Annotated in this window: 26 protein-coding genes and 1 riboswitch; of the genes, 18 read left to right on the top strand and 8 right to left on the bottom strand. The window is 45.7% G+C overall.

Going from position 1 to position 25117, the window contains the following annotated elements; all coding sequences use genetic code 11:
* Positions 1–145 precede the first annotated feature (145 nt).
* Complete coding sequence (locus tag AC438_RS10405) at positions 146–1063, top strand: FHA domain-containing protein (protein WP_054112719.1); 918 nt, start codon at positions 146–148, stop codon at positions 1061–1063.
* Positions 1064–1340: 277 nt separating this feature from the next.
* Complete coding sequence (locus tag AC438_RS10400) at positions 1341–2585, top strand: DUF5610 domain-containing protein (protein WP_053981197.1); 1245 nt, start codon at positions 1341–1343, stop codon at positions 2583–2585.
* A gap of 109 nt (positions 2586–2694) precedes the next feature.
* Here AC438_RS10400 and msbA read toward each other — a convergent pair whose 3' ends face one another.
* From msbA to AC438_RS10370, 6 genes are all read right to left on the bottom strand, one after another.
* The gene (gene msbA / locus AC438_RS10395; protein WP_053981196.1) at positions 2695–4449 is read right to left on the bottom strand and encodes a lipid A export permease/ATP-binding protein MsbA; all 1755 of its coding nucleotides are present in this window, start codon (positions 4447–4449) and stop codon (positions 2695–2697) included.
* Positions 4442–4702: an accessory factor UbiK family protein gene (locus tag AC438_RS10390; RefSeq protein ID WP_053981195.1), complete on the bottom strand. Its 261-nt coding sequence runs from the start codon at positions 4700–4702 to the stop codon at positions 4442–4444. Before AC438_RS10390 ends, msbA begins: the two co-directional genes overlap by 8 nt.
* A 353-nt stretch (positions 4703–5055) precedes the next feature.
* Positions 5056–6024, bottom strand: coding sequence for an MOSC domain-containing protein (locus AC438_RS10385; RefSeq protein WP_053981194.1), 969 nt, complete (start codon positions 6022–6024; stop codon positions 5056–5058).
* A gap of 86 nt (positions 6025–6110) precedes the next feature.
* Positions 6111–7373: a molybdopterin molybdotransferase MoeA gene (locus tag AC438_RS10380; protein WP_053981193.1), complete on the bottom strand. Its 1263-nt coding sequence runs from the start codon at positions 7371–7373 to the stop codon at positions 6111–6113.
* A 110-nt stretch (positions 7374–7483) separates the two neighbouring features.
* Positions 7484–8011: a molybdenum cofactor biosynthesis protein B gene (gene moaB / locus AC438_RS10375; RefSeq protein ID WP_053981192.1), complete on the bottom strand. Its 528-nt coding sequence runs from the start codon at positions 8009–8011 to the stop codon at positions 7484–7486.
* Between the two features lie 35 nt (positions 8012–8046).
* Positions 8047–8616, bottom strand: a complete 570-nt coding sequence (locus AC438_RS10370; protein ID WP_053981191.1) for a nitroreductase family protein — start codon at positions 8614–8616, stop codon at positions 8047–8049.
* Between the two features lie 242 nt (positions 8617–8858).
* Here AC438_RS10370 and gltX point away from each other — a divergent pair, with 242 nt between their 5' ends.
* From gltX to AC438_RS10310, 12 genes are all read left to right on the top strand, one after another.
* A complete protein-coding gene (gene gltX / locus AC438_RS10365) occupies positions 8859–10358 on the top strand; it encodes a glutamate--tRNA ligase (protein ID WP_053981190.1) in 1500 nt (499 codons plus the stop codon).
* Positions 10359–10522: 164 nt separating this feature from the next.
* A complete protein-coding gene (locus tag AC438_RS10360) occupies positions 10523–11071 on the top strand; it encodes an ImmA/IrrE family metallo-endopeptidase (RefSeq protein ID WP_202904746.1) in 549 nt (182 codons plus the stop codon).
* Positions 11068–11412, top strand: a complete 345-nt coding sequence (locus AC438_RS10355) for a hypothetical protein (protein ID WP_053981189.1) — start codon at positions 11068–11070, stop codon at positions 11410–11412. The genes AC438_RS10360 and AC438_RS10355 overlap by 4 nt, the downstream gene beginning before the upstream one ends.
* A gap of 93 nt (positions 11413–11505) precedes the next feature.
* Positions 11506–11597: riboswitch (TPP riboswitch) on the top strand.
* 74 nt (positions 11598–11671) lie between these two features.
* A complete protein-coding gene (gene thiD, locus AC438_RS10350) occupies positions 11672–12541 on the top strand; it encodes a bifunctional hydroxymethylpyrimidine kinase/phosphomethylpyrimidine kinase (protein ID WP_053981188.1) in 870 nt (289 codons plus the stop codon).
* Positions 12542–12628: 87 nt separating this feature from the next.
* Positions 12629–14539 carry a phosphomethylpyrimidine synthase ThiC gene (gene thiC / locus AC438_RS10345; protein WP_053981187.1) on the top strand — a complete coding sequence of 637 codons (1911 nt, stop codon included), beginning with the start codon at positions 12629–12631 and terminating at the stop codon, positions 14537–14539.
* A 7-nt stretch (positions 14540–14546) separates the two neighbouring features.
* Positions 14547–15200, top strand: a complete 654-nt coding sequence (locus AC438_RS10340; RefSeq protein WP_053981186.1) for an NUDIX domain-containing protein — start codon at positions 14547–14549, stop codon at positions 15198–15200.
* 34 nt (positions 15201–15234) lie between these two features.
* Positions 15235–15723, top strand: a complete 489-nt coding sequence (locus tag AC438_RS10335) for a DUF1249 domain-containing protein (protein WP_053981185.1) — start codon at positions 15235–15237, stop codon at positions 15721–15723.
* A 100-nt stretch (positions 15724–15823) separates the two neighbouring features.
* The gene (gene cpdA / locus AC438_RS10330; protein ID WP_238376367.1) at positions 15824–16639 is read left to right on the top strand and encodes a 3',5'-cyclic-AMP phosphodiesterase; all 816 of its coding nucleotides are present in this window, start codon (positions 15824–15826) and stop codon (positions 16637–16639) included.
* 65 nt (positions 16640–16704) lie between these two features.
* Positions 16705–17304 (top strand): YqiA/YcfP family alpha/beta fold hydrolase, encoded by a 600-nt coding sequence (locus tag AC438_RS10325; protein ID WP_053981183.1) that lies wholly within the window; start codon positions 16705–16707, stop codon positions 17302–17304.
* 184 nt (positions 17305–17488) lie between these two features.
* The gene (locus AC438_RS10320; RefSeq protein ID WP_082354096.1) at positions 17489–18262 is read left to right on the top strand and encodes a segregation and condensation protein A; all 774 of its coding nucleotides are present in this window, start codon (positions 17489–17491) and stop codon (positions 18260–18262) included.
* A gap of 27 nt (positions 18263–18289) precedes the next feature.
* On the top strand, positions 18290–19057 hold the full coding sequence (scpB, locus tag AC438_RS10315; protein WP_238376366.1) for an SMC-Scp complex subunit ScpB: 768 nt from the start codon (positions 18290–18292) through the stop codon (positions 19055–19057).
* Between the two features lie 79 nt (positions 19058–19136).
* Positions 19137–20003, top strand: coding sequence for a pseudouridine synthase (locus tag AC438_RS10310; RefSeq protein ID WP_053981181.1), 867 nt, complete (start codon positions 19137–19139; stop codon positions 20001–20003).
* A gap of 75 nt (positions 20004–20078) precedes the next feature.
* Here AC438_RS10310 and AC438_RS10305 read toward each other — a convergent pair whose 3' ends face one another.
* On the bottom strand, positions 20079–21032 hold the full coding sequence (locus AC438_RS10305; protein ID WP_053981180.1) for a GGDEF domain-containing protein: 954 nt from the start codon (positions 21030–21032) through the stop codon (positions 20079–20081).
* Positions 21033–21289: 257 nt separating this feature from the next.
* On the opposite strand from AC438_RS10305, the gene AC438_RS10300 reads away from it, so the two are divergent.
* The 4 genes from AC438_RS10300 (at position 21290) to grxD (ending at position 24647) form a co-directional block, all read left to right on the top strand.
* Entirely contained in the window at positions 21290–21802 is a 513-nt protein-coding gene (locus AC438_RS10300; RefSeq protein ID WP_053981179.1) for a flavodoxin, read from the top strand.
* Between the two features lie 415 nt (positions 21803–22217).
* A complete protein-coding gene (locus tag AC438_RS10295) occupies positions 22218–23846 on the top strand; it encodes an AMP-binding protein (RefSeq protein WP_053981178.1) in 1629 nt (542 codons plus the stop codon).
* A gap of 86 nt (positions 23847–23932) precedes the next feature.
* Positions 23933–24160, top strand: coding sequence for a hypothetical protein (locus tag AC438_RS10290; RefSeq protein WP_053981177.1), 228 nt, complete (start codon positions 23933–23935; stop codon positions 24158–24160).
* Positions 24161–24323: 163 nt separating this feature from the next.
* Positions 24324–24647, top strand: a complete 324-nt coding sequence (gene grxD, locus AC438_RS10285) for a Grx4 family monothiol glutaredoxin (RefSeq protein WP_053981176.1) — start codon at positions 24324–24326, stop codon at positions 24645–24647.
* 132 nt (positions 24648–24779) lie between these two features.
* Here grxD and AC438_RS10280 read toward each other — a convergent pair whose 3' ends face one another.
* Positions 24780–25076 carry a hypothetical protein gene (locus tag AC438_RS10280; RefSeq protein ID WP_053981175.1) on the bottom strand — a complete coding sequence of 99 codons (297 nt, stop codon included), beginning with the start codon at positions 25074–25076 and terminating at the stop codon, positions 24780–24782.
* Positions 25077–25117 lie beyond the last annotated feature (41 nt).

Below are 25117 nucleotides of genomic sequence, written 5' to 3'. Positions count from 1 at the left end.
TAGTTAGGAACGAGACTAAACCAAATATACCCATCTGTCAGTTCTTAAATACAAGAATGTGATGCGGCTGGTGGTAATTAAAGGTGTTTGCTATAAAGTGCGCCTTAATATGAAAAAAGCCCACTTGCCCCAGGAACATGATTTTATGCTTCAGCTGCGCTTTACCGGTAATACTAAGCCCCCTATGTGGTTGGTAGCACCGAAGTATACTTTTGGTAGTCATCATGACTGTGATTGCGTATTGACTCAACGCAATATTGAACCTTTACACGCAGAGATTTCTGTTGAAGGCGACGTTATTTCTCTGATTAAAACGGCAACAAATGGCATACTGAGTGTTAATAATATTCCTGTCACCAAAGAAATAGCGTTGCAGCCCGGAGACAAGATAACGATAGGTACAGTCTTTATTCAGGTTGTTGACCCCAAGCAGGAGTCGGCTAAAAAGGCAATGCTGACAAGTACCGAGGCAACGCAGATGCGCACAGCCGAGAGTACAGCCTCGGATGATATTTTATGGCAATTGCGACCACTCAATACAACGTTGGCTAAAAGTGAAAATATAGCACTGGCCGGCTCAATGTTATTGGGGCGCTCTAAAGAGTGTGATATTTGTATTCCAGCGACGCACCTCTCCAGAAAGCACGCCAAATTCACCGTTATTGGGGAGATTTTAACCGTTGAAGACTTAAATTCATCGAACGGTACCTTTGTCAATGGTGCACGCATTGAATATGTAACATTGAAATACGGCGATGAAATTGGTTTTGATACATTAAAGTTTCGTGTAGAGGGAGCCTCGCAAAAAGAAGAGGTGACTACATTGCGTTCAGCCTTAGATGATACGCAAATAAGACAAGCGGTGACCCCCGAACACATTCAACGTCGAGCAACTACCGCTCCCGTTCGTAAAGCGCCGCCAGCTAGACCAAAAGCAACAGTAGCAGCAAAGCCTATCCGACAAGCCAGTCAAGATAGTCAAGGTGATGGCATTAAGCTACTGGTCGGTGCGGCCATTGTCATCGGAACAGTGGCGTTTCTGGCATGGTTTTTACTAAATTAAATGATGAAAGGGCTAAGGAAAGACCCATTTTTACAGCTGTATAGTGGGTATCGAAACTAAAAATACGCCGCTAAGACCAAAACCCTCTTAAACTTTTTGTTTAAGTCGCCGAAAACCTTTGCATTAGCGTTTTTTGCTTTCAATGTGTTTGCGCTAGCGTTGAGGTTACACGAGGTTACTCTCGGCGTGGCCTTCAGCTCGGCTTACATTTGCACAACAACAAGCACTCAGGCGAATAATCAGACAAAAAGATTCCACGACTTGGGTAAGGGGTTTTATGAATATTACGACACACTATTCTCAGTTGGCGTTTCAGCAATCTAGTCAAGGTATTCAGCCGCTGCCAAGCCAAGCAAAAGCACCTGTCGAGGGCGGGCAACAAGCTAAGCCCAGCGCTCAGCTCTCTTCTAGTGTCAATGTTACACTGAGCCAAGCCTCCATGCGTGCCTCGTCATCTGAAGCGCCGGCTCTAGGTGCTGCTGAGGCATCAGCGGCGACACAAACAGCCAAAGCAACCTCATCAAACGGGCAAAACAATGCCTTTGCTAGCACTATTTTATCGGCGATAGAAGGGCAATTAGGCCGTGATGTTGCCGATGGCTCAAGTCCAGAAGAGCTGCAATCGCGTTTAGAGTCAGGTTTAGAGGGGTTTTTACAAGGCTTTGATGAGGCTTTTGAACAGTTGTCAGCGATGAGCGAGTTTACTGGAGAGATTCGTAGCGATATTCTGCAAACGAAAGAGCAGGTGCTAGCGGGTTTAGCCGACAAGGCCGATGAGCTCGGTTTAGACAGTACCGCAATAAAAGAAGCACAAGCGGAGCTTGTAGAGCAGCAATCTGTGCAAACTATTCAGTCAAGGCCTGAGCCCACACCACCTGCAGCCCCAGTGTTTGGTGCGCAAAACTTAGCGGGCTTCAGTGGTTTTGCGGCACAAGAAAACACTTTTGCCTTTTCATTAACAACAGCCGATGGCGATAAAATTGACATTTTAGCCAGTGCATTAAAGGCGGGGGAGTTTAAGCAAGGCGAGGGCGGTTCTCAGGTGAGTTATGCCGAACAAAATACGTTTGCTTTTAGCGTAAACGGTGAGCTTGATGAGGATGAACTCAACGCGATAAATGATTTGCTCGGTCAGGTGAATAACGTGGCCGAGAGCTTCTTTGGTGGCAACCTAGAGCAAGCCTTTGATCAAGCCATGAATATGGGCTTTGATACCGGTGAAATCAAAGACTTCTCATTAAAACTGACGCAAACGAGTAACACGCAGGTGCAAAGCGCCTACGATAACCCCAGTCAAGCTGCAAAACAGCCTTCGGCTAATCAGCCTTTAGTTGATCTGGGTCATTTTATGATTGAGTTGGACAAGGCGAATCAACTCGCCGAGCAAATGCACCAAGACCTAGCCATTGTTGGCCAATTAGCTGATCGCCTCAGCGAGATGCGTAACCCCAATAGCACCGATGGTAGCCAGACTAAAATCAGCGACTTTATTAACCGTATTGGTGATATGCGCGCTGACTGATCATGAGGTTGTGTAGTAGAGATAAACCTATGATGCTCAAGTGGCGTTTGACATTCAAACTCGACACCCTTACACCATAAAGTCCATATCAATGAGTATGCTGAAGTAATTAGCCCTCGAATTGTTTAGCATGCAGTGACGCGTAGTATCCCTGTTGTGCTAGCAGACTTTGATGGCTGCCGGTTTCAACGATGTTGCCATCTTGCATAGCAACAATCACATCGGCTTTTTCGATGGTCGAGAGCCTATGAGCTACCACGATAGTGGTCCGCCCTTGCTGCAGTGTTTCTAAAGCTTCTTGAATCAGTTGCTCTGACTCATTATCAAGGGCCGATGTTGCTTCATCTAAAACCAGAATGGGTGCATCTTTGTATAGCGCCCGCGCAATGGCCAAGCGTTGGCGTTGGCCGCCCGATAATCGATCGCCAGCTTCACCAATCAAAGTATCAAACTTTAATTCTTGCGCTTCAATAAAATCTATGGCATTAGCGTTATCGGCTGCGTGATGGAGCGATTTGGCGTCTATCTCTGCTGCGCTGCCATACACCACATTGGCGGTGATAGTGTCGTTAAATAACGTCGTTTGTTGATTCACAAACGCCACTTGGGCGCGCAGGCTTTGTAGTGTGACAGCATTAATCGGTTGCCCGTCAATCGTAATGTGACCTGATTGTGGCTCATAAAAACGAAGTAATAAACTAATAAGTGTACTCTTACCGCTACCAGACTGGCCGACTAGCGCCACCGTTTGGCCTGGCTGAATACTAAGTGTAAAGTTGTTGAGCGCTCTTTTTTCGCCGTAGCTAAAGCTGACTTGGTGAAAGTCTATTTGACCCTGTGAGACATCTAGAGTCTTTTGCTCGGAGCTGGTAGATTGCTCTTTTTCCATATCGAGTACAGTAAAAATACTCTCACTCGCAGCTAAGCCTTTTTGAATAACTTCATTGACTGAGCTTAACTGACGGATGGGTTTGGCGATCATGGCAGCAGCGGTAATATAAGAAAGCGCAGCGCCTGGAGAGTCTTGCCAAAATAATAGAATTAAAAAAAGTATGAGGGCTAAATTGATAGCAATAACGGTATGGTAAATAGGGCCTTGCAGTGCCGAAACGCGCTCATATTTTGTGCTTAAACGTGTATTTTCGTTACTGGCTTTGTTGAAGCGCTCGCATTCATAGCGCTGCCCATTATAACTTTTTACCAACTTGTAGCCTTGTAACGCTTCGTTAGTGACATGGCTGATATCGCCCATGGTAACCTGCATGCTCCGGCTCACACGCCTAAAGTACCGGCTCGCGATGCTGACTAAGCCCGCTAGCATGGGTGCCATAATTAAAAATACGAGGGTTAACTTCCACTCTAAATAAAACATGTAAGCCAGTAGCCCAATGACAGTAAAGCCATCACGCAAAACAATCTTGACCGCTTGCGTGACAGAGCCTGTCACTTGGGCGATATTGTAAATTACTAAAGAAACCAATTCACCACTATTGCGTGCATCATAAAAACTACAAGGTAGCGCCACCAGGTGAGCAAAAAGTGCCTTACGCATATCATTCACTACGCCTAAACCCACACGGCTAATAAAATAGTTACCGCAAAAGGTGCCTACACCATGGATAATTCTAGCGACAACCACGGCAACAGGAATAAAAACAATCAATTGTTTATCACGGGTGGTTAGGCCATCAACAAAATACTCCATCATTTTGGCCATGACGACCTCCATGGAAGCCATAATTATAAAGCCGATTAAGCACAGCAACATAAAATGACGATAGGGCTTGGTGTAAGTAAATAACCGCTGATAAAGTGGCCAGCTATCACCTTTTACTTTAGGCTCCTTGGTGGCTATTTTAATCATTAGATGTCGCCTGTTGATGAATGGCGTCTTCTAGTGCAGCTACTTGTTTTTCGAGAGCTTCGAGTTTTTCGCGGGTGCGCATGAGTACGGCGCTTTGTGCATCAAACTCTTCACGTGTGACAACATTGCATTTACGCAGTGCGCTTTGGAGTAATGTTTGAAATTGTGTGCTATTGATGGGGGCATCCGCTTTTGCGCGCTCTACAGCGCCAGATACATCTTGAGCAATTTGTTTAGCAATATCAGCAAGCATGGCTCGATCTCTTTTTAATGTTTTTGCGGGTCGCTTATCCGGTTAAGGCGCTATTTTAGCGTGTAGCTGAGTCTTAGCAACTCTTGAACAGCACACCGACTATTGGGGCTATCTGAATGAATAAAACCAATATCGATCTATAGTCGTCTATGGATGAATAGTCGTCTATGGGTTAAATGAAGTTAACGCTTCGATCGCACTCGTAAATAGTGTTGCATACGCGGCTAATTAATGCGGGTACTGCTAAATAGTGATGCATTGAGTGGATGTGAAACCTAAGCCAGCTAGCATCGAAGGCTTAAAAAACGGACCGTTAGGGCTCGGCGTGAGCCGTGGTTTTTAAGCGCTGTATTTTAGCGTGATAGCATAAAAGCCGCGCCTTGTTTGAGTGTTGGCGGCGTTGAGTGGTTTGTCATATCGATTGTACAATTTACTCCAAAAGCAGGGGCTTTAGGGTTGTTTGGCATAGGGTTTAAGCGACTTAAGGCGTCAAATAAAGCCACAGCCTTTTGGCTTTTAGCCGTTCGAGGATTCAGTGTAATCATCGAGCAGCGCTGGCAGTGGTCAATCAGCTGAAGGTCAATCGTTGTATCTGTTATAGGAGCTTGTGCCTGTGCGTGATGCTCCAGCTCAATACTGCCGCGGGTATAGTCATGTTCATCAAAGGCGGTTTGAGTCGCGATCACAATATTGGGTCTAAATCGCTCCATTGTAAGGTCATCATCACCATTGTGATCATTCGTATTGCCAGGCTGTAAAGCACGGTTTAAAGCTTGTAAGCTTGTACTATTGCATAAAAGTAGCGGCGCTGCATCGGCAAAAAAAGGGGTATTGTCGCCAAAACGGGCGGTATCTTGCGGTCTACTGCCTGTTTTATCAAAGTACACCAAGCGCACAGGCTTTTTATATTGAAGCTGATGATTTAGCCAAGCATTAACAGTGGTCGGCGCTTCACGAGCAGGACATTCATCTTGCCAAACCCAAGTGCGACAAGGCGTTTGGCATTCATCGGGGTGAAGGGAGATTGAGCGTTTGACCGTTGCCGTCTGTGCAGGTTTTGTCGCACTTATTTCTTCGTCAATCGATAATGTTAATGTGTTATCGGGTTCGAGATGGGTCTTGATTAAGCCCATTACCGGTAACTTGCGCTGGCTAACAAAAAGTCCTTGATCATCAACAATCATCCACTGCCTGTCGCCTTTTAAGCCATGCGGGGTTATCTCGCATTGCGTTAGAGCAATACCGGCCAGCGACTTTACGGGATATATCCAAAGGCTCTCGATGGTCGTTGTTATATGAGCGGTTGAAGCTGACAAAGTCATGGGCGTTCCCTATGGGTTGAATGATATGCTAAATAAATGGTAACTATTCAGAGGTGCCGAAATTGGGCACTTAACTGGTCTCGCGGCTAGGCGCGAGACATTAACACTTCAAGCGGATAGTAATCCACGCTATCGCCGTGGTGTAAAAGTGTTTCTTCCGGAATAAAAGCTAAGCCATCACACGCATATAATGAACTTAAAACCCCGCTGCTTTGATTGTTGCAAGGCGTTAGCTGTCCGTCGGTGGTGGTGACGCGCAAATATTCAGGCCGTTTTTTAGGGCGTGATACAGCAAAGTGAATAGGCGCTTGTATGGGGCTTGCTGGGGTAAACGTGCCGCCAGTTAAGGCTGTGAGTAGGGGCTTAGCAAATAATAAAAATGTCACGAAAGCGGATACCGGGTTGCCGGGTAACCCAAGAATAGGAACGCTTTTTGAGGTACTGCAAGCTACCTGACTCGACATGTTATTAGGCTCAACAGAAGGTGTGATATTCAGCCTGCCTATCATCAGGGGTTTACCTGGCTTAAGCTTGACCTTCCAGTGTTCAACGTGACCTAACGCGGCGACGGCGTCTTTAACATGATCTTCTTCGCCGACCGACACCCCCCCAAAACTTATCACGAGATCATGTGTTTGAGCGGCACTCTTTAACGCCTGGCAGGTATCTTCAAAGGTGTCAGCAACATCAAGATAGCTCAGCTCAACTTGGCCCCACTGCTTTAATAAGCTACCCACACTGTAGCGATTAGAGTTATAAATTTGACCTGTCTTTAAAGGTGTACCCGGTGCAACAATTTCGTTTCCAGTGCTTAGTAATGCGATTTTTAACGGAGCTTGCACGTTGATAGTCGCGAATCCCTGTGAAGCCAGCAAACCTAACAGCGCGGGTGTGATTTTGGTGCCAGTCGTCGCGAGTGAGCTGCCAAGTGTTATATCTTGACCTTTAGGACGAATATTATCGGCGGCAATATAGGCTTTATTGGGGTCGAATAAGATGCCATTATCGGTCATTGTGGTGTTTTCTTGCATAATGACGGTATCTGCACCTTCAGGAATCATCGCGCCTGTAAAAATGCGTGCACAGGTGTTTTTTTGTAATGGCAACGGTGCACAACCGGCGGTAATACGCTGGCTGATCGGCAGCTGAAAATGATTGCGCTTTAAATCTTCAAGATTCAACGCATAACCGTCCATGGCGCTATTAGCCGCTGGCGGTACATTGTGTTGTGCCACAAGAGGTTCTGCAATGCGGTAATTCAGTGCATCATCGAGGTTAATCGCAATGGATGATACCTTGAGGCTAGGGGTCTGGGCTAATAGTGTTTGCACCTGTTGAATGCTAAGCAAAGCGGCTCCTTAATGGCTAGAGTCAATAGAATGTGTTTTAAGGTTTACGTAGAATGTTGGGGAATATTGTTTTTGATAAGGTGCGGTTTTAACCATCAATGAAAAATGAGCTACGGCATGGATTCAGGTATAAATTTTATTTGACCATAAAAATTACATGGCCGTGTGCGGCTATCAATTTGCGGTTGAATAATGTGGCTAAAACCTAGTGTACAAGCACCCGTTGATCCAGGTAGTGCAAAAATAAGTGTTCGATTGGCTAAGCCGGCAAAAGCTCGCGACTGAATAGTTGACGTACCAATATCATCATAAGAGAGCTGCCTAAATAGCTCACCGTAGCCGTCGATGGTTTTATCCAGCAGTGGCTGAATAGCCTCTGGCGTGCTGTCGCGACCGGCAAACCCTGTGCCGCCGGTCATTAAGACAACTTGCGCTTGCGCATCGGCAATCCAATGGCTTACGGTAGCGCGCATTTGGTATATATCATCCTTGACCAATTTTCGATCATATACCGTATGGCCGGCTTCCTCCAAAAGTGTTTGTAGCGTGTTGCCCGAAGTGTCGTTATCAAAAGTACGTGTATCAGAGATGGTTAAAACGCAAATATTTAAAGAATGAAATTCGATGTTAGCACTCATAAGAGGCCTCTTATGTGAGGGTGATTATCTGACTTTTAGCTTGTGGGGAAGTGGGTTATACGTTCACTCAGATCTGGGCGCTCGCGCTCGGTTGGCGCTTGCGTTGCACTGCCTAAATACATAAAGCCGGCAATACGCTCATGCGAGGCTAGCTTAAGCGCCTGATTGACCTCGTCGTTGTAGCTGTACCACTGCGTTAACCATTGACCCACATAGCCCAGTGCATGGGTTGCTATTAGCAAATTTTGGCAGGCTGCGCCGACAGCTAAGTGTTGCTCCCATTCGGGCACTTTATGCGCTCGATCGGGGCTGGCGATAACGGCAATAACCACTGGCGCGCGCAAGAATAAATTTTGTTGATGCTCTAATAACTTCGCACTAGCCTCAGGGTTTTGTGCCGCATAAATATCTTTCAGTGTTTGACCAAATAGCTGGCGTGCGCCCTCATTAAATACAATAAACCGCCACGGCCCAATTTTACCGTGATCAGGCACTCTATGAGCGGCTTGTAAAATATCTTGGAGGTCTTGTGCATTGGGCCCAGGGGCTACCATGTCGGCCGCTTTAACCGAGCGGCGGCTGTGTAATAGTTCGAGTGTTGTCATAATTTATGCGTTAAATTGAAAATAGAAGGTGCAGTGTAATGCGCAATGCTACAAGCGGCAATTACCAGCTCTGAGCGCGCTGTGTATTCAGCATTCTAAAAGTCAGTTTTTTACGTTTTTATGGCTTAAGCGATTGACCTACAGCTGATTTTATTGAGATATCGGCTATAATCGCCGTCAAAATGACGCTCACATTAAAGATGCTTACAGCGCTTAGCGTAGCATCCAATATTGGATATTTTATGACCGTACGTACACGTATTGCTCCATCCCCCACCGGCGACCCCCATGTAGGTACCGCTTATATTGCGCTTTTTAATTATTGTTTTGCACGCCAACACGGCGGCGAGTTTATCTTGCGCATAGAAGACACAGACCAAGCGCGCTCAACCCCCGCCTCTGAACAAGCTATTTTAGATTCATTGCGTTGGTTGGGGCTCGATTGGGACGAAGGCCCCGATAATGGCGGTAATGCAGGGCCATACCGTCAAAGCGAGCGCGCAGATATTTATGGACAATACGTTGATCAATTATTAGCACAAGGTAAAGCGTTTAAATGCTACCGCACCAGTGAAGAGCTAGATGCCTTGCGGCTCTCGCGTCAAGAGGCGGGTATTCATACGGCCATAAAGCCGAGTGACTTGCAGCTACCTGCCGATGAAGTCGCTAAACGTGAAGCCCAAGGCTCTTCGTTTGTAGTGCGCATGGTTGTCCCGGAAGAGGCAGGTCCTTGCCCTGTTAGCGATATGCTACGCGGCGAAATTACATTAGATTGGTCGCAAGTGGATGCCCAAATTCTATTGAAATCAGATGGTATGCCAACCTATCATTTGGCCAACGTGGTCGATGATCATTTAATGGGCATTACGCACGTCATTCGTGGTGAAGAGTGGATTAATTCAGCTCCTAAGCATATGCTGCTTTATCAATACTTAGGATGGGATACTCCCGTTTTTTGCCATTTACCCCTACTGCGTAACCCCGATAAATCAAAACTCAGCAAACGTAAAAATCCCACCAGTATTTTATATTACAAGCGCATGGGCTATTTGCCCGAAGCATTATTAAACTATCTGGGTCGTATGGGCTGGTCAATGCCCGATGAAAGTGAAAAGTTTAGCCTGCAAACAATGCAAGAAAACTTTGATATTCAGCGCGTTTCTTTAGGTGGTCCCATATTTGATTTAGAAAAGCTCAATTGGTTAAATGGCTTGTGGATCAGAGAAGACTTAAATGAAGAGGCTTTGGCAGATCGCTTAACCCAGTGGGCGTTAAATCGCGAAAATATGCTAGCCGTCTTACCCCATGTGCAAAAGCGCATGAATACGCTAAGTGATTTTATGCCATTAGTTGGCTTTATGCTGGCGGGTAATCTGCCCTTAACACCAGCGAGCTTTGATGGCTTAAAAATTGATGAGCAAGCGCGCCTTAAAGTATTACAATTTAGTTTGTGGCAGCTAGAAGCTTTAACTGAGTGGGATAAAGACGCCATATTTCCTGCGTTAAAGGTTATTGCAGATGCTATGGAGCTTAAAATGAAAGACTTTATAGCACCTATATTTGTGGCTGTTAGTGGTACCACATCGTCTATTTCGGTCACTGATGCCATGGCCTTATTGGGCTCAGATATGACGCGCGCCCGTTTACGCCACGCTATTGATACACTCGGCGGTGTCGGCAAAAAAGTTGCCAAGCGCTTCGATAAAGAATACCGTACATTACTCGAGACACCTTCGCAATAAAGAGCTGTGTGATATCGCAAACCGGCGTTATTCAGTATATAGGGCGCCGGCTTCATGCCTCTACACTAGCAATATTAACCGTGATGTGAGCTAGAGGTTGTTCTTAAGAACTGAGTCATGAAGCATTTAAGCCTAAAGGTTTAACTTTGGAGGTCATAGACACTATGAATACAGGCAATATAAACACAATGAGCCATGTAAAGCTTACCACTGAAGGCGCTGAAAGCTTAGCCACCCAAGTACGTGATACCTATTGGCACGGCAGAGGATTTCCGGTTGACCCGATTACCGTAGGTCGCGCTATGGGAATTCGTATTATTGATGCTGAATTGCCTGATGATATCGCTGGAGCGTTACTCAAAAAAGCGGGGCAAGACCCCGTCATTATGCTCCACGGCGATGATTCACCAAGTCGTAAGCGCTTTACCTGTAGTCACGAGTTGGGGCATTATGTGTATCGCCTTGAGCGCGGCCATTTCGAAGATCAAGTGATTGACTATGTGGATTATCGCAATGATATGTCGAGTCAAGGCACAGACCCTGAAGAAATTAGCGCCAATCGCTTTGCCGCCGCTTTGCTTATGCCGATGGCTAAAGTGCGTGACATGGCAGCTAAAAAGACGGCAAATTTGTATGGCTTAGCTGAGTACTTCGGTGTATCACTATCGGCTATGCGTTACCGTTTAGATGACTTATCGATCAAAATAAAATGAATACCCATCAAGGTCTAGTGGAAAGACCCACCGCTGACGCGCTGTTTAAGCGTCAAAACGCAGCAAAGCTAATCGATAGTCCTAAGCTCTCGCAGGATGAGCTCGATCAAGAATCTGATCGCAAGCTAAAAAAAACCTATGCTTACTGGTTTATCGGTATTTTAATTGGGCAACTGGTTGTCATGAATATTGTCTTTGCTGGCCATGGTTTAGGCTGGTTGAGCTTTGATGAATTAACCTTACGCTTTTACACCACCAGTACAATATTAGAAGTCTTTGGCGTTATTTTTGTTATTGTTAACAACTTATTCCCGGCCATAAAGTCGCAAGGTCAGTCTTAAAAATCAGTCTTTAGTGTGCTTTTTGGGGCGCCTTATTCGCTGGATAATGATTTGGCCTTTACCTTCATCAACTAACTCAGTAAAGTAACAGCCATTGTCTTGTCGGGGTGCACTATGTGTGCTGAGAGTAAACCCGTCGACCTGATCCGGTTAGTGCCGGCGTAGGGAACGAGATCACTTCTTCTGCATATGCTTATGTGCTTTATTTGTGCCTACCGTCCTATGCTACCTAATCTGGCTTACAGACGTTGGAGCATTTGTGGTAAAGCCTTGCACCCCCACTTTACATGATATTAAAAAAAGCCCTGTCGTACTAAGTATCGCAGGGAGCGACTCTTGCGCAGGCGCAGGTATTCAGGCTGATATTAAAACCTGTGCCGCGATGGGCGCTTATGCCTGCTCGGTCGTGACGGCCGTTACGGCACAAGGCGCTGGCCGCGTTGACGGTGTTTTTGCGATGCCAGCGAGTTTGGTGCGCGATCAAATACGCGCCGTCACACAAACCTACACTGTAGGGGTGGTCAAGCTTGGCATGATGGGCAATTTAGCTATCGCACAGATTGTCGCCGATTTTTTGCACGACAGCGGTTTACCTGTGGTTATTGACCCTGTTTTTAAAGCCAGTGCCGGTGCCGATTTATGTACTGATGGCCAAGGCCTTAATGAGGTTATTGCTTTTTACCGTGAGGTTTTTACACCTATCGCTTCAGTTATAACCCCTAATATTCAAGAGGCTGCGCAGTTGCTGGGTGTACCACCGGCGGATACTCACGAAACCTATGACCTACAAGCTCGCACACTCTTAGATTTAGGGGCTTCGGCGGCTTTATTAAAAGGCGGCCACAGCTTAGATAACCGCTTATGTAGTGATTATTTGGCTTTTCCCGATGGCCCAGAAGGTCAAATCAACGTACAAGCATTCACCGCAGCCCGACTAAAGACGCCTCACGGGCATGGTACAGGTTGTACTTTAGCCAGCGGCATTGCGGCAGGGCTTCTGCAAGGCTTAACATTGCTGCAAGCGGTTAGTGCTGCCAAAAACCATTTGCAAGGCGCATTAGCTGCGGCTGGGCGTTTAAACGTAGTCTCCGAACACGGCCCTTTACATCACTTTGCACATTATTGGTGAGACTCTTCATTGTGCAGGGTTTTACAACCCAGAAAATATTTGAATAACACTGACTTTAGTGAAAACTGACCTCAACATAGGTGAATTATGAGTGACAACGTAGTGGAATTTTTAAGTGAAACGGCCAAGGTTGATGAAGCCTCGGTTCAGCCCTTTCCCAATTCAAAAAAAATTCACATAGAAGGATCATCGCCTAGCATTCGCGTTCCCATGCGTGAAATCAGCTTATCGGATACGGTCACAGACAAAGGGCGAGAAATCAACCCTGCCGTACGGGTTTATGACACCTCGGGCCCTTATACCGATCCCAGTGTCACCGTCGATGTGCGTAAAGGTGTGCCAGAAATTTGCACCCCTTGGATTGAAGCACGTGCGAATACCGAAGTACTGGAAAAATACTCGTCTGAATTCACCAATGAGCGACTCAACGACCCAGAGCTCGCTAAGTTACGCTTCGATTTGCAGCATCGCCCGCGTCGCGCTAAAGCTGGCCAAAACGTCACGCAGCTACACTATGCTCGCCAAGGCATTATTACCCCTGAGATGGAATACATTGCGATTCGTGAAAATATGGCGCGTGTACAAGCGGCCGAGCAAGGTCTGCTAGAATCGCAGCATAAAGGTGAAAGTTATGGTGCCAGTATTCCCGATGAAATCACGGCTGAATTTGTGCGTAGCGAAGTCGCGCGCGGCCGTGCCGTAATCCCTTTAAACATTAACCACCCCGAAGTTGAGCCCATGATTATTGGTCGTAATTTTTTAGTGAAAATTAACGGCAATATTGGCAACTCAGCGCTAGGATCGTCGATCGAAGAAGAAGTCGAGAAGCTCACATGGGGTACCCGTTGGGGCGCTGATACCATTATGGACCTCTCAACAGGCAAAAATATTCACGAAACCCGTGAGTGGATTGTACGTAATTCGCATGTGCCCATCGGCACAGTCCCTATCTACCAAGCACTCGAAAAAGTCAATGGTGTAGCCGAAGACTTAACTTGGGAAATCTTCCGCGATACATTGATCGAGCAATGTGAGCAGGGTGTTGATTACTTTACCATCCATGCCGGCGTGCTATTACGCTTTGTGCCTTTAACTGCTAAGCGTGTTACAGGGATTGTTTCTCGTGGTGGCTCTATCATGGCTAAGTGGTGTTTAGCGCATCACAAAGAGAACTTCTTATTTACGCATTTTGAAGATATTTGCGAAATCATGAAGCAGTATGATGTCACCTTTTCATTAGGCGATGGCTTGCGCCCGGGTTCAGTGGCTGATGCCAACGATGAGGCACAGTTTGGCGAGCTAGAAACGCTTGGCGCTTTAACAAAGTTAGCGTGGAAGCACGATGTGCAGTGCTTTATCGAAGGTCCAGGTCATGTGCCTATGCATATGATTAAAGAAAACATGGATAAGCAAATTGAAGTTTGCCACGAGGCGCCTTTTTATACGTTAGGCCCATTAACCACTGATATTGCCCCAGGCTATGACCATATTACCTCGGGTATTGGAGCTGCCATGATTGCTTGGTACGGTTGTGCCATGCTGTGTTATGTTACACCCAAAGAGCATTTAGGCCTTCCTAATAAAGATGACGTGAAAGTTGGCATCATCACCTACAAATTAGCAGCGCATGCCGCTGATTTAGCAAAAGGGCATCCTGGTGCGCAATTACGTGACGATGCTTTGTCTAAGGCGCGCTTTGAGTTTCGCTGGGAAGATCAATTTAACCTAGGGTTAGACCCTGATACTGCGCGTGAGTATCACGATGAGACGCTACCTAAAGAATCGGCAAAAGTGGCGCATTTTTGTTCGATGTGTGGTCCTAAATTTTGCTCGATGAAAATTTCACAAGAAGTGAGAGACTATGCCGCTGAGCACGGTAGTGACATCAGTGCTATTGGTGAGGAGCAGGTGGTTAAAATGATTGACGTTGAAGCGGAGATGCAAGCGAAGGCGCAAGAGTTCCGCGAAGGCGGTAGTGAAATTTACAACAAGGTATAAGTGTGTGATGGGTCACAACAAGGAGCAATCAGCCTCTTTTACATCGGCGCGTTTTACACGCGCCGATGTAAAGACTGTCAGCAAAAAAACCGCCTTTAGCGGTTTTTTTGAATTGACTGTACATACTCTTCGTCACCGCTTGTTTGGTGGTGGTTGGAGTCGTAATATAGAGCGAGAGGTGTTTACCAAAACCGAAGCGGCAGCAGCGGTTTTATTCGACCCTAAAAATGACTTGATCGGCTTAATTGAGCAGTTTAGAGCAGGGGCCTTAGACTCAGAGTATGGACCTTGGTGTTTGGAGGTAGTTGCCGGCATGCTTGAGCCTGATGAATCTCCAGATTCACTCATTCGTCGGGAAATTAGAGAAGAGGCGGGATTAACACCCACAGCGCTACATAAAATCACGGCATACTACTCGACGCCTGGCGCTTGCAATGAGAAAATTCATTTGTATTGTGCCGAGTGTGATTTGAGTCTTGCGGGAGGCATTCATGGCCTAGACAGTGAAAACGAAGACATATTACTCAGTGTATTTGAGGCTCAGCCAGTACTGGATGCTATGCTCGATAGTCGAATGAATAACGCTGCTACACTGATTGGCCTGCAGTGGTTAGCGCTGAATCGCGAAGCACTAAAAGCTCGCGCATTACACACAATATAAACCCAAGAGAAAGCCATTATGCAGAGATTGACGCTTGGTTGTCTTTAATCGATCGCTAAATAAGCTAGCCGATGATTATGTGGTAAGCCTAAAAGGTCACCACACGCAGTGCGAGCTCAATTTTTATCTGTGTATGGCTTTGTTTCCTTATTGTCGACAAGCGCAAACTCAGTGGCATTTTGAGATTGCCGCGGTTGCACCGCCTTATTCGCGTATGCACATCCATGTGACACGTATAGAGCTCGCACCTTACACAACCACCCTGCAAATTTCACAGTCAGAAAAAACAAAAAGCTATATATGCGCGCCAAAGCTGACAGTTAGGTTATATCATGACGCCAAAATGGCAGAAGTTGTCGCTTGGAACAACCACCGATACTGGTATCCTGTGTATAGTTACCCCAACAGGCAAATGTATCATCGAGACGAAAAGCTCGCGCTCAATCGCTTTTTAGGCGAGTGGTTGGTACATTGTCGCAAACTTGGTCTTTCCCCAGCAGGTTTTGTGAATCCTCTCCCATAACATTATTGTGGGCATCGATTTAGCCGTAGCGCTCGGGCAAAATTCATAACATAGTAATGAAAATAATATTAGGTGAACAGTCATGGACTTAGGTGCCAACGTGACCCAACTTCCTGAGCGCGCTCTACGTGTGCTACAAATAACCGATAGCCATTTAGGCAGTGACGGCGATGAGTCTTTACTCGGCATTAATACCGAGCAAAGCTTACGCGATGTACTGACGGCTATTAATGAAAAACACCCAGGTGCTGCGCCTTTTGACTTAATTGTAGCAACCGGCGACATTTCCAATGACGGTAAGCGCCCCAGCTATCAGCGCTTTGTGCAGATTGTACGCGAGTATCTTCCAGGCATGCCATTGGCATGGTTAGAGGGTAATCACGATGATCCAGCCGGTATGCGCGTTAAAAATTTACCACAACCTTTGAGCCATATTGTGGGGGTTGGTGATTGGCGCATGATTTTATTAAGCTCGCGAGTGCCTTTTGAAGAGCGCGGTGAGCTACCAGAGTCTGAATTAATTCGCCTAGAAAAATTACTGGCTATACGACCCGAGTCACCCACACTCGTTATGATGCATCATCAACCGGTTCCCGTGGGCTGCGCGTGGCTAGATCAATATAAAGTGGCTAACTCTGAAGCGTTTTTTGATATTATTGATCGCCATCCTAATGTGAAGGGTGTGGTATGGGGGCATGTTCATCAAGATTTTTATATGCGCCGAGGCACCGTGGAATTATTTGCCACCCCCTCCACTTGCGTACAGTTTAAGCCGCGCAATGATGATTTTACAGTAGATCAAAAAATGCCTGGCTATCGGGTGTTTGAGCTTCATGACGATGGTCGTATTGGGACTTATGTGAATCGTGTAGAAGGCTTTTCATATAATGTCGATCTTAGCTCTTCGGGCTATTAGTCTTCACTTGAGGGTGTAGATCTTACGGCCCTTTTTCATGCAGTCTCTGTAGGTTATTTCGTGATATGCCAGCGGTTTTATATTGTCATGGTTTTTTAAGCTCACCCCAATCGACTAAAGCATTACAAGTCAAGCGCTGGCTAACACAGCATAGGCCGCAGTGGCAATATATTTGCCCCGAACTTTCGGCTTACCCAAGCGAAGCCAAAGCTACGCTTCAGCAGATCATGCAAGAGTTCGTTCACACAAATGAAACACTCTATTGCATCGGGAGCTCTTTAGGCGGTTATTGGGCCACGTGGCTGACAGAATACTACAATGTGCGATCTGTTTTAGTTAATCCAGCAGTAGCACCACACATGCGTTTTCAGCATTTTTTAGGGCAAACACTCAAAAGTTATTACTCTACGCAAACCTATATTCTTGAGGCTAAAGATTTACAGTGCCTGCAAGATCATGATTGCCCAACCATAAAACGTGCACAAAATTATTATGTTTTACTACAAACAGGCGATGAAACATTAGATTATCGGGATGCACAGGCGCGCTATATGCGCTGTAAAATGCGGGTTGAAGTTGGCGGCAATCATAGCTTTGAATACTTCGATCGGCATTTGGATGTCATTATTCAGTTTTTTGAGTCGTCGGAAAAGCCTCCCGTATAGTGCTGTTGTGTATTTCTACTTATCGGGCGTGTTGGTTACAGGGTAACCTGTAAATACCGTGAGTTTTGTGTAGTTAGTTTCAGGGCTCGGGTTTATACTTGCCTGTTTTATCCACTGGAGTCATTTTTTGACCGATACTGCCGAACAACCAACTGCCAAAAGCGATGTGCCAGCACAAGCTGAAATGCCGTTTGCGTTGGTCAATGGCTTGGCGATGACCGAGCTACCTAAAGACTTGTATATACCACCGCAAGCACTCGAGGTGTTTCTTGAGTCTTTTGAGGGCCCGCTCGATCTATTGCTCTATTTGATTCGTCGTCAAAATCTCGATATCTTAGATATTGACGTATCGACGATTACCAAACAATATGTCGCTTATGTTGATATGATGGAGTCCATTCAATTTGAATTGGCTGCTGAGTACTTGGTAATGGCTGCGATGCTCGCTGAAATTAAGTCGCGAATGCTGTTGCCCAGAGCACCCACTGAAGACGGTGAAGAGGAAGAAGACCCTAGAGCCACACTGATTAGACGTCTGCAGGAGTATGAGCGCTTCAAAAAAGCCGCAGAAGATATTGACGATCTGCCAAGGCTCAATCGTGATATTCATATAGCGAAGGCCAGCGCGCCAGATCGCAATCTCACCAAGCCCGAGCCTGATGTTGATATGAAAGAGCTCCTATTTGCCCTTGGTGAAGTACTGCGTAGAGCGGATATGTTCGAGAGCCATCAAGTCGGCCGAGAAAAGCTCTCAACGCGTGAGCGAATGACACAAGTGCTTGAAACATTAAAGGGGCAGCAGTTTGTGCCTTTTATTCAGCTATTTACCGTAGAGGAGGGGCGCTTGGGTGTGGTTGTGACTTTTTTAGCTGTTTTAGAGCTTATTAAAGAAACCTTAGTTGAATTGGTGCAAACCGAAGCTTTTGGCCCTATTCATGTTAAAGCCCGCGCAGAATAAGTGCGCTTTACCCAAGCAAAAGATATTATGTCAGAGACTCCTACAGAAATCGTTGAAGATCCTACTATGCAAACCCCTCCCGTTGCAAAGGAGGGCAGCTATCCGCATGATCAGCGTTTTTTAAACCGTGTTATCGAAGGCGCTATATTGGCACACTCTGAAGCTCTATCTATTGATAGGCTTTTTGCTTTGTTTGATGAAGATAAACGACCCACACGCAAGCAAATCATGGATACATTGATGGGTATTCGTGACGGTCAGCATGACCGAGGCTTTGTATTAAAAGAGGTGGCCAGTGGTTGGCGCTTTGAGGTCTGTGATGATTTGGCCCCCTGGGTTAATAGGTTATGGGATGAGAGACCGCAAAAATATTCAAGAGCATTGCTCGAAACTTTGTCGCTGATTGCCTACCGTCAACCTTTAACTCGCGGTGATATAGAAGATGTCCGCGGAGTGGCTGTCAGCAGTAATATCATTAAAACATTAAGTGAGCGTGAGTGGATCAAAGTGGTTGGGCATCGCGATGTGCCTGGCCGGCCAGCACTATATGCGACAACACGCCAATTTTTAGATTATTTTGGCTTAAAGAGCTTAGAGCAGTTGCCAAGCTTAGCTGAATTGCAAGATATTGACACTATTAGTGCCAAGCTGGATGTGGCTGATAAACCCAGTAGTGAAATATTGGGCCTGAACGGGTCTAAGAATAGGGCTAAGATTGAACAAGAAGAGCCCGCCCAAGAAGAGCCAGATGATCAACAGCAGCAAGAACAACATTTAGACCCAGACATTGCATAATATCCAAGCGATGCAACAACTCTCAGTGCTGCTGATAGCACCGAGCCCCTAAAGAAAACAGAGGTTTAACTCACACCTTATGAGTGTTAACGAAAAACTCCAAAAAGTACTTGCAACAGCAGGTTTTGATTCTCGCCGCGCCATTGAGCGAGCTATTGTCGCCGGTCAAGTTATGCTCAATGGCGAACTGGCTACACTCGGCGTGCGTGTAGCGCCTGGCGATCGTATCGTCTACCTTGGGCGTTCTTTTAAAGTGCCTGAAACTCAACGCGAAGAAACGCGTGTTTTACTTTATAACAAGCCGGAAGGTGAGATATGCAGTAAACAAGATCCCGACGGCCGTAGTACAGTTTATGAGCGCTTACCCGTATTACCCAGTGGTCGCTGGATTTCAGTTGGGCGGTTAGATATTAACACCAGTGGCCTGTTGTTGTTTACCAATAACGGCGAACTAGCAAATAAACTGATGCACCCCTCATCAAATATTGATCGTGAATACTTGGTGCGTGTACATGGCACGGTGACAGAAGGCATACGTAAAATTCTGACTGATGGCGTTCTACTTGAGGACGGCGTTGCGAAGTTTACTGATGTTCAAGAAAGCAAAAACAACGAGCATGCACAAGGGACAAATCGCTGGTTTTACTGTACCGTGATGGAAGGGCGAAACCGAGAGGTGCGACGCCTGTGGGAGTCACAAGACTTAAAGGTCAGCCGTTTAAAGCGTGTACGTTATGGCAATATCTTTATCCCTTCTTATGTTCGCAATGGGCAGTGGATTGAGCTAAATGATAAAGAGATTGCTGAGTTGCATAAAACAGCAGGCTTAGAGGTCCCCGAAAAACGACGGTTCGTTCCTAAAACAGCACAAGCGAAAGAGCGTAACGTACGTAAATTGAAAGGCGGCGGGCGAAAGTCAAACAAAAACCCGCGTTATGGTCGCTAGCTTTAGCCTGCATCAATCCAACTTTCGGCATTCTTTTAGATCTTATCTGATGCGCTACATCATGTAGCGCTAAGACTATCGAGCACTATCAGGATTGTGGTGTAAGTCCCATTCGGTATTCACTCTGTTTCGCCCTGTGTTTTTAGCGCAATAGAGTGCTTCATCGGCGCGTTTAAACAGAGTGTTTCGATCATCTTCTGCGCAGAATGTACTCACACCCATGCTCACTGTCACCCCAATTAAGTGCTTCCCCACGTGAATATGACTTTTAGCAATGGCTTTTCTGGCTCTTTGTGCCACTTTATTGCCCGCAGCAAGGTTAGCGTTGGCGAGTAAAATAACAAATTCTTCGCCACCAAAGCGAAAAACCTGATCTGTTTCGCGCAATATGTTTTTGAGTACCTTACCGACATGCGTGAGCAAGCAGTCTCCCGCGTGATGCCCGTAGGTATCGTTGACGCCCTTAAAATGATCAATGTCGATAATAATCATGCTTAGCGGTAAGTTATGACGCTTAGCCATACCCAGTTCACGCTTAATGGAAAGCTCAAAAGCAGCGCGATTGGCCAGCCCTGTTAGGGCATCTCTTAATGAGTTATCAAGTGCTTCTTTATAGAGTAGAGCGTTGCGCAGCGGATAAAACAAAAGGGCCAGGGATTCTTCCAGTTGCTGCAGCTGCTCATCGCTGAAAGGTCTAGCTCGTGTAAAGACAATATCGCCTAATGAATACCCTCGTGCCTTTAATGCATATTGTGCACAATGGATTTTCTTTCCACCTAATTCTAGTGCGATACCCTTTGCTCTATGGCTGTAGGTGAGGCCTGCGCAGCGTACAATTTTATTAACGCCATTAAAAAAACAGTTGAGCACATCACGCAATTCTAAAGAGGCATTTAATTGTATTTGCCAACGATCGAGTGCGTTTTTGAGTGTTGCCGAAGAGCTTGATATTTTAATCGCTGCCTGCTCGGAGCTAGGGGTTTGATCTTCGTGTGATTTTTTGTGCTGTGGTTGCGTTAGCGAAACCATGGTTCACTCCAATTCTTCTACGATCAAGATGACTGTTTTTTGAACTTCACCTGCTCCTATCAATATCTATGCCATCTTTAGCGCTTTATTTACGATTTGAACGTTGTTTTACGTCAATTAAATGGCAGCTCTATGCGTCATTTGTGACTAAATGAAACAAACTATTGATTACGTGACATGTGTTTGGGGGAGTAGTGGTTGTTTTAGGCGGCAATAGTTGCCAAAATAGCTGCGCTAAAAAATGAGAGGTAAATTTTGTGGCTAAAGTGGGTATTTTTTTTGGGAGTGACGAGGGTAATACCCAGGCGATTGCTGAGAGGATTGCTGGGCGCTTTGTGGCGCACGATGCTGTGATACATGATATTGCGGATGTTACCCAGCTCGATTTTGATGCGTATGACTTTATTGTGTTGGGTATATCGACATGGGACTTTGGTCAAATACAATCTGATTGGGAGGAATTCTGGCCCGATGCGCAGGCCATGAGGTACGATGGCAAAAAAGTAGCACTTTTTGGGCTAGGTGATCAATTTGGTTATGGTGACTTTTTTGTTGATGCTATGGGCATGCTTCACGACATAGTGAAAGAGCGCGGCGCCCATATTGTAGGGCACTGGCCCATTACCGGTTATGAGTTTGATGCGTCTAAAGCGTTAGCACCTGACGGGTTACACTTTGTAGGGTTGGCAATTGATGAAGACCAGCAAAGCGAGCAAAGCGATACTCGCATTGATGCTTGGTGCGAACAACTACTGCGCGAATTATTATAGCAAGCCTGATAAAACCATACAAATTAAGCTATTAGTGCTTCTTTATGCTTTTCATACGTCTTGTTTTGTCTGTCATATAACGCTTTTTAAGCATCTTGTTCAGCATAGTCATGTGTTTTAATGTAATCTTGAGGGTTATATAACAGCCACTGTTTATAGGGCACCCCGTTGAGCGCGTTAATGCTTATTAACGGGGCCTGTTAAATGACTCGTGTACTACGGTACTAGGTGTAATATAAACGCTTTGTTTAGGCGTCTAAAATACACAACCAGCACTATTACAAGTGAGATTTGTCAGCTTAGCTGGACAGTTATATACAATGGACAGTTGCACAATGTTACTTGTTTTGTTTGAAATAATAAGCTTAGTGACTGAAGGTAGGTCACCGCTTTAAAATATAATAAGAGGAATACCGTGAGCGTACACTCAGAAACAGCTTCAGCATTATTTGAGCATGCTTTTAAAGCCTATCCAACAAGGGCCGCATTTACCTGCTTAGGATCAACATTAACATTTAAGGACGTGGACGATCGCAGTGCTGCTTTAGCGGCTTTTTTTATTCACGGGCTCAAACTGCAGGCCGGTGATCGTATCGCTTTACAGCTACCTAACATTTGTCAATATCCTATCGCTATTTACGCTGCAATGCGTGCAGGCTTAGTGGTTGTCAATGTCAATCCTCTGTACTCATCGCGAGAGTTATGCCACCAGTTAAAAGATAGCGGTGCCAAAGCCTTAATTGTGCTGGCCAATGTCGCCCATGAAGTATCGACTATTATCGACCAGACTCCCATTGAGCACGTTATCGTCACGGAAATTGCGGACTCTATGCCTTGGCCTAAGCGTAGTTTAGTGAACTTTGTGATTAAACACGTTAAAAAAATGGTTCCTGCGTTTAGCTTTCACAAAAGCATTTCTTTTTTAGACGCTTTGAAGCAAGGCGGGCAGTTATTAAGCCAGCATGGCGCTACTGTGACAGAGACTTCACCAGATGATCTGATGGTATTACAATATACCGGCGGTACCACTGGTTTAGCAAAAGGAGCTATGTTAACGCAGCACAACCTCTACAGTAATGTTGTACAAATGAAAGAACATATGCCTGAGTTTTTTTCGGCAGATGTAGAAACCTTTGCAGCGCCTTTACCCCTGTACCATATTTATGCGTTAAATTTACATGTATTGGCAGGTTTTTCAAACGGCGCACACAGTATTCTTATTCCTAACCCTAGAGACTTACCGGCATTATTCAAAGCCTTTGAGCCTTTTAAAATCACTGTTTTTGTCGGCCTTAACACGTTATTTAATGCCATGATGCACCACCCTTTATTTGACTCTTTTGATAGCTCATCGCTAAAAGTGACTTCTGCCGGCGGTATGGCATTGACAAGTGAAACAGCCAGACTGTGGCAAGAGCGCACACATTGCAATATTTCAGAAGGGTATGGCCTAACTGAGACTTCGCCAATTGTGAGTAGTAATAAGATAGATGCTATTCAGATGGGGACTATTGGCACGCCTTTACCCAATACTCAAGTGAGGGTAATTAATGAAGAGGGCGTCGTACTTCCTGAGGGTGAAGCCGGCGAGTTGTGCGTAAAGGGCCCACAAGTCATGAAAGGCTATTGGGGCAAACCAGAAGCAACCGCTGAAGTATTAGACGATGAAGGCTGGTTTAGGACGGGCGATATCGCGGTTATCCAACCTGATGGCTATATTAAAATCGTCGATCGTAAAAAAGATATGATTATTGTCTCTGGTTTTAACGTTTATCCTAATGAAGTGGAAGATGTTGCAATGACTCACCCCGAGATTATGGAGGCCGCGGTGATTGGTGTGCCGCAAGCTTCAGGTGGTGAAATTGTTAAAATATTTGTGGTTGCCGAAAACCCAGGGTTAAGCGAAGAAGATGTGATTAGCTATTGCCGCGAAAACCTAACCGCTTATAAGGCACCTAAGCTTGTAGAGTTTAGGAAGGAATTACCGAAAAGTAATGTGGGTAAGATTTTGCGCAGAGAGCTGCGAGATAACAATGTAACATAGCAAGGCGAGCATGAGGTATGGGGGGCTTAAAGTTATTAGGGGAGAAGCCGTTAATACAGTGAGTAAATGACATACTGAGGGCAGATATGATTCCTTTTGACCCAACGCACCCCCATACGCCTATTCGAAGACTGATCAAAGTGATCCCTGTTACGCATGTAGCGCAAAGGTTGGATCATCGTCAAGGCGACTATTTTGCTGAGCGGCGTGGCTATAATGACCGCCGCAAGCAGCCCTTTAGGCATAGAGGTCGCTATGAGATGCGCAAAGGGATAGAGCGTCGAACTCTAGGTCATATTGATACAGAGGCTTAACCTGATCAGAAGCTGAATAGAACAACAGGCTTTTATCTGGTTTAGAGATGTAAAGTCGTTTTCTTAAAAGGCGATAGTACCACGCCGCTTGTGCCCTCTGATGCTATCGCCTAGAATGCCTGCTAATACTTGAATTATTGACTAAGATTTAGTGAGGTTATTGATGGACATTATGGAAACAATTAAAAATCAGATTGCTGACAACAATGTGATTTTGTATATGAAAGGCTCACCTGACGCTCCACAGTGTGGTTTTTCAATGAAAGCGTCACAGGCAGTCATGGCTTGCGGTCAGCGTTTTGCATTTGTTGATGTATTGACCAATCCCGATATTCGTGCGAACTTACCTAAATACGCTAACTGGCCAACCTTTCCACAGTTGTGGGTGGGCGGTGAGCTTATTGGCGGCTGCGATATTATTACTGAAATGCACGAAAAGGGTGAGCTAAAAACCGCGATAGACGCAGCGGTGCCTGACGAAGCTTAAAGGCGAGAAAGAGTATGAACAACTCTCAGAGCACCTCTAGATAAGTGCACTGATGAGCAGTCACGAAAAACTAAAGTGACGAAAAAACCAAAAAAGCTCACTTATAGTGGGCTTTTTTTGGTTTTTAACCGACTAAAGTGCGTTACAACCTTGGGCCATTAGAGCAAGATTAGCTGCGGTTTTGGCTTTATCGTGGAACCCAGTGCCGTTACCGGTATAAGGGATACCAATCGCGGCAGATAGCTGTTTAGCGGCATCGACAGACTGCTTATCCTTGTCGTAGGCTTTAAAAGTGTTATAGATTTCAGGGCAGCTCAAAGCACCCAGTCCTTTTTGTGAAGCGCCGACAACAGCCCCTGTTGTTTCACAACCCGCTAAGGCTATGCCGAGTATGGCAATTGCACTGAGGCTGAGTTTTTGTGTGTTCATAAAGAGTGTGCTCTTAGTTAGTCATATGATAATAACCATTC

It is taken from the genome of Marinagarivorans algicola (assembly GCF_001292705.1).
In the GTDB taxonomy this organism is placed as follows: Bacteria; Pseudomonadota; Gammaproteobacteria; order Pseudomonadales; family Cellvibrionaceae; genus Marinagarivorans; species Marinagarivorans algicola.
Note: the sequence above shows the minus strand (reverse complement) of the source record. Positions and strands in the feature narration are given on the sequence as shown.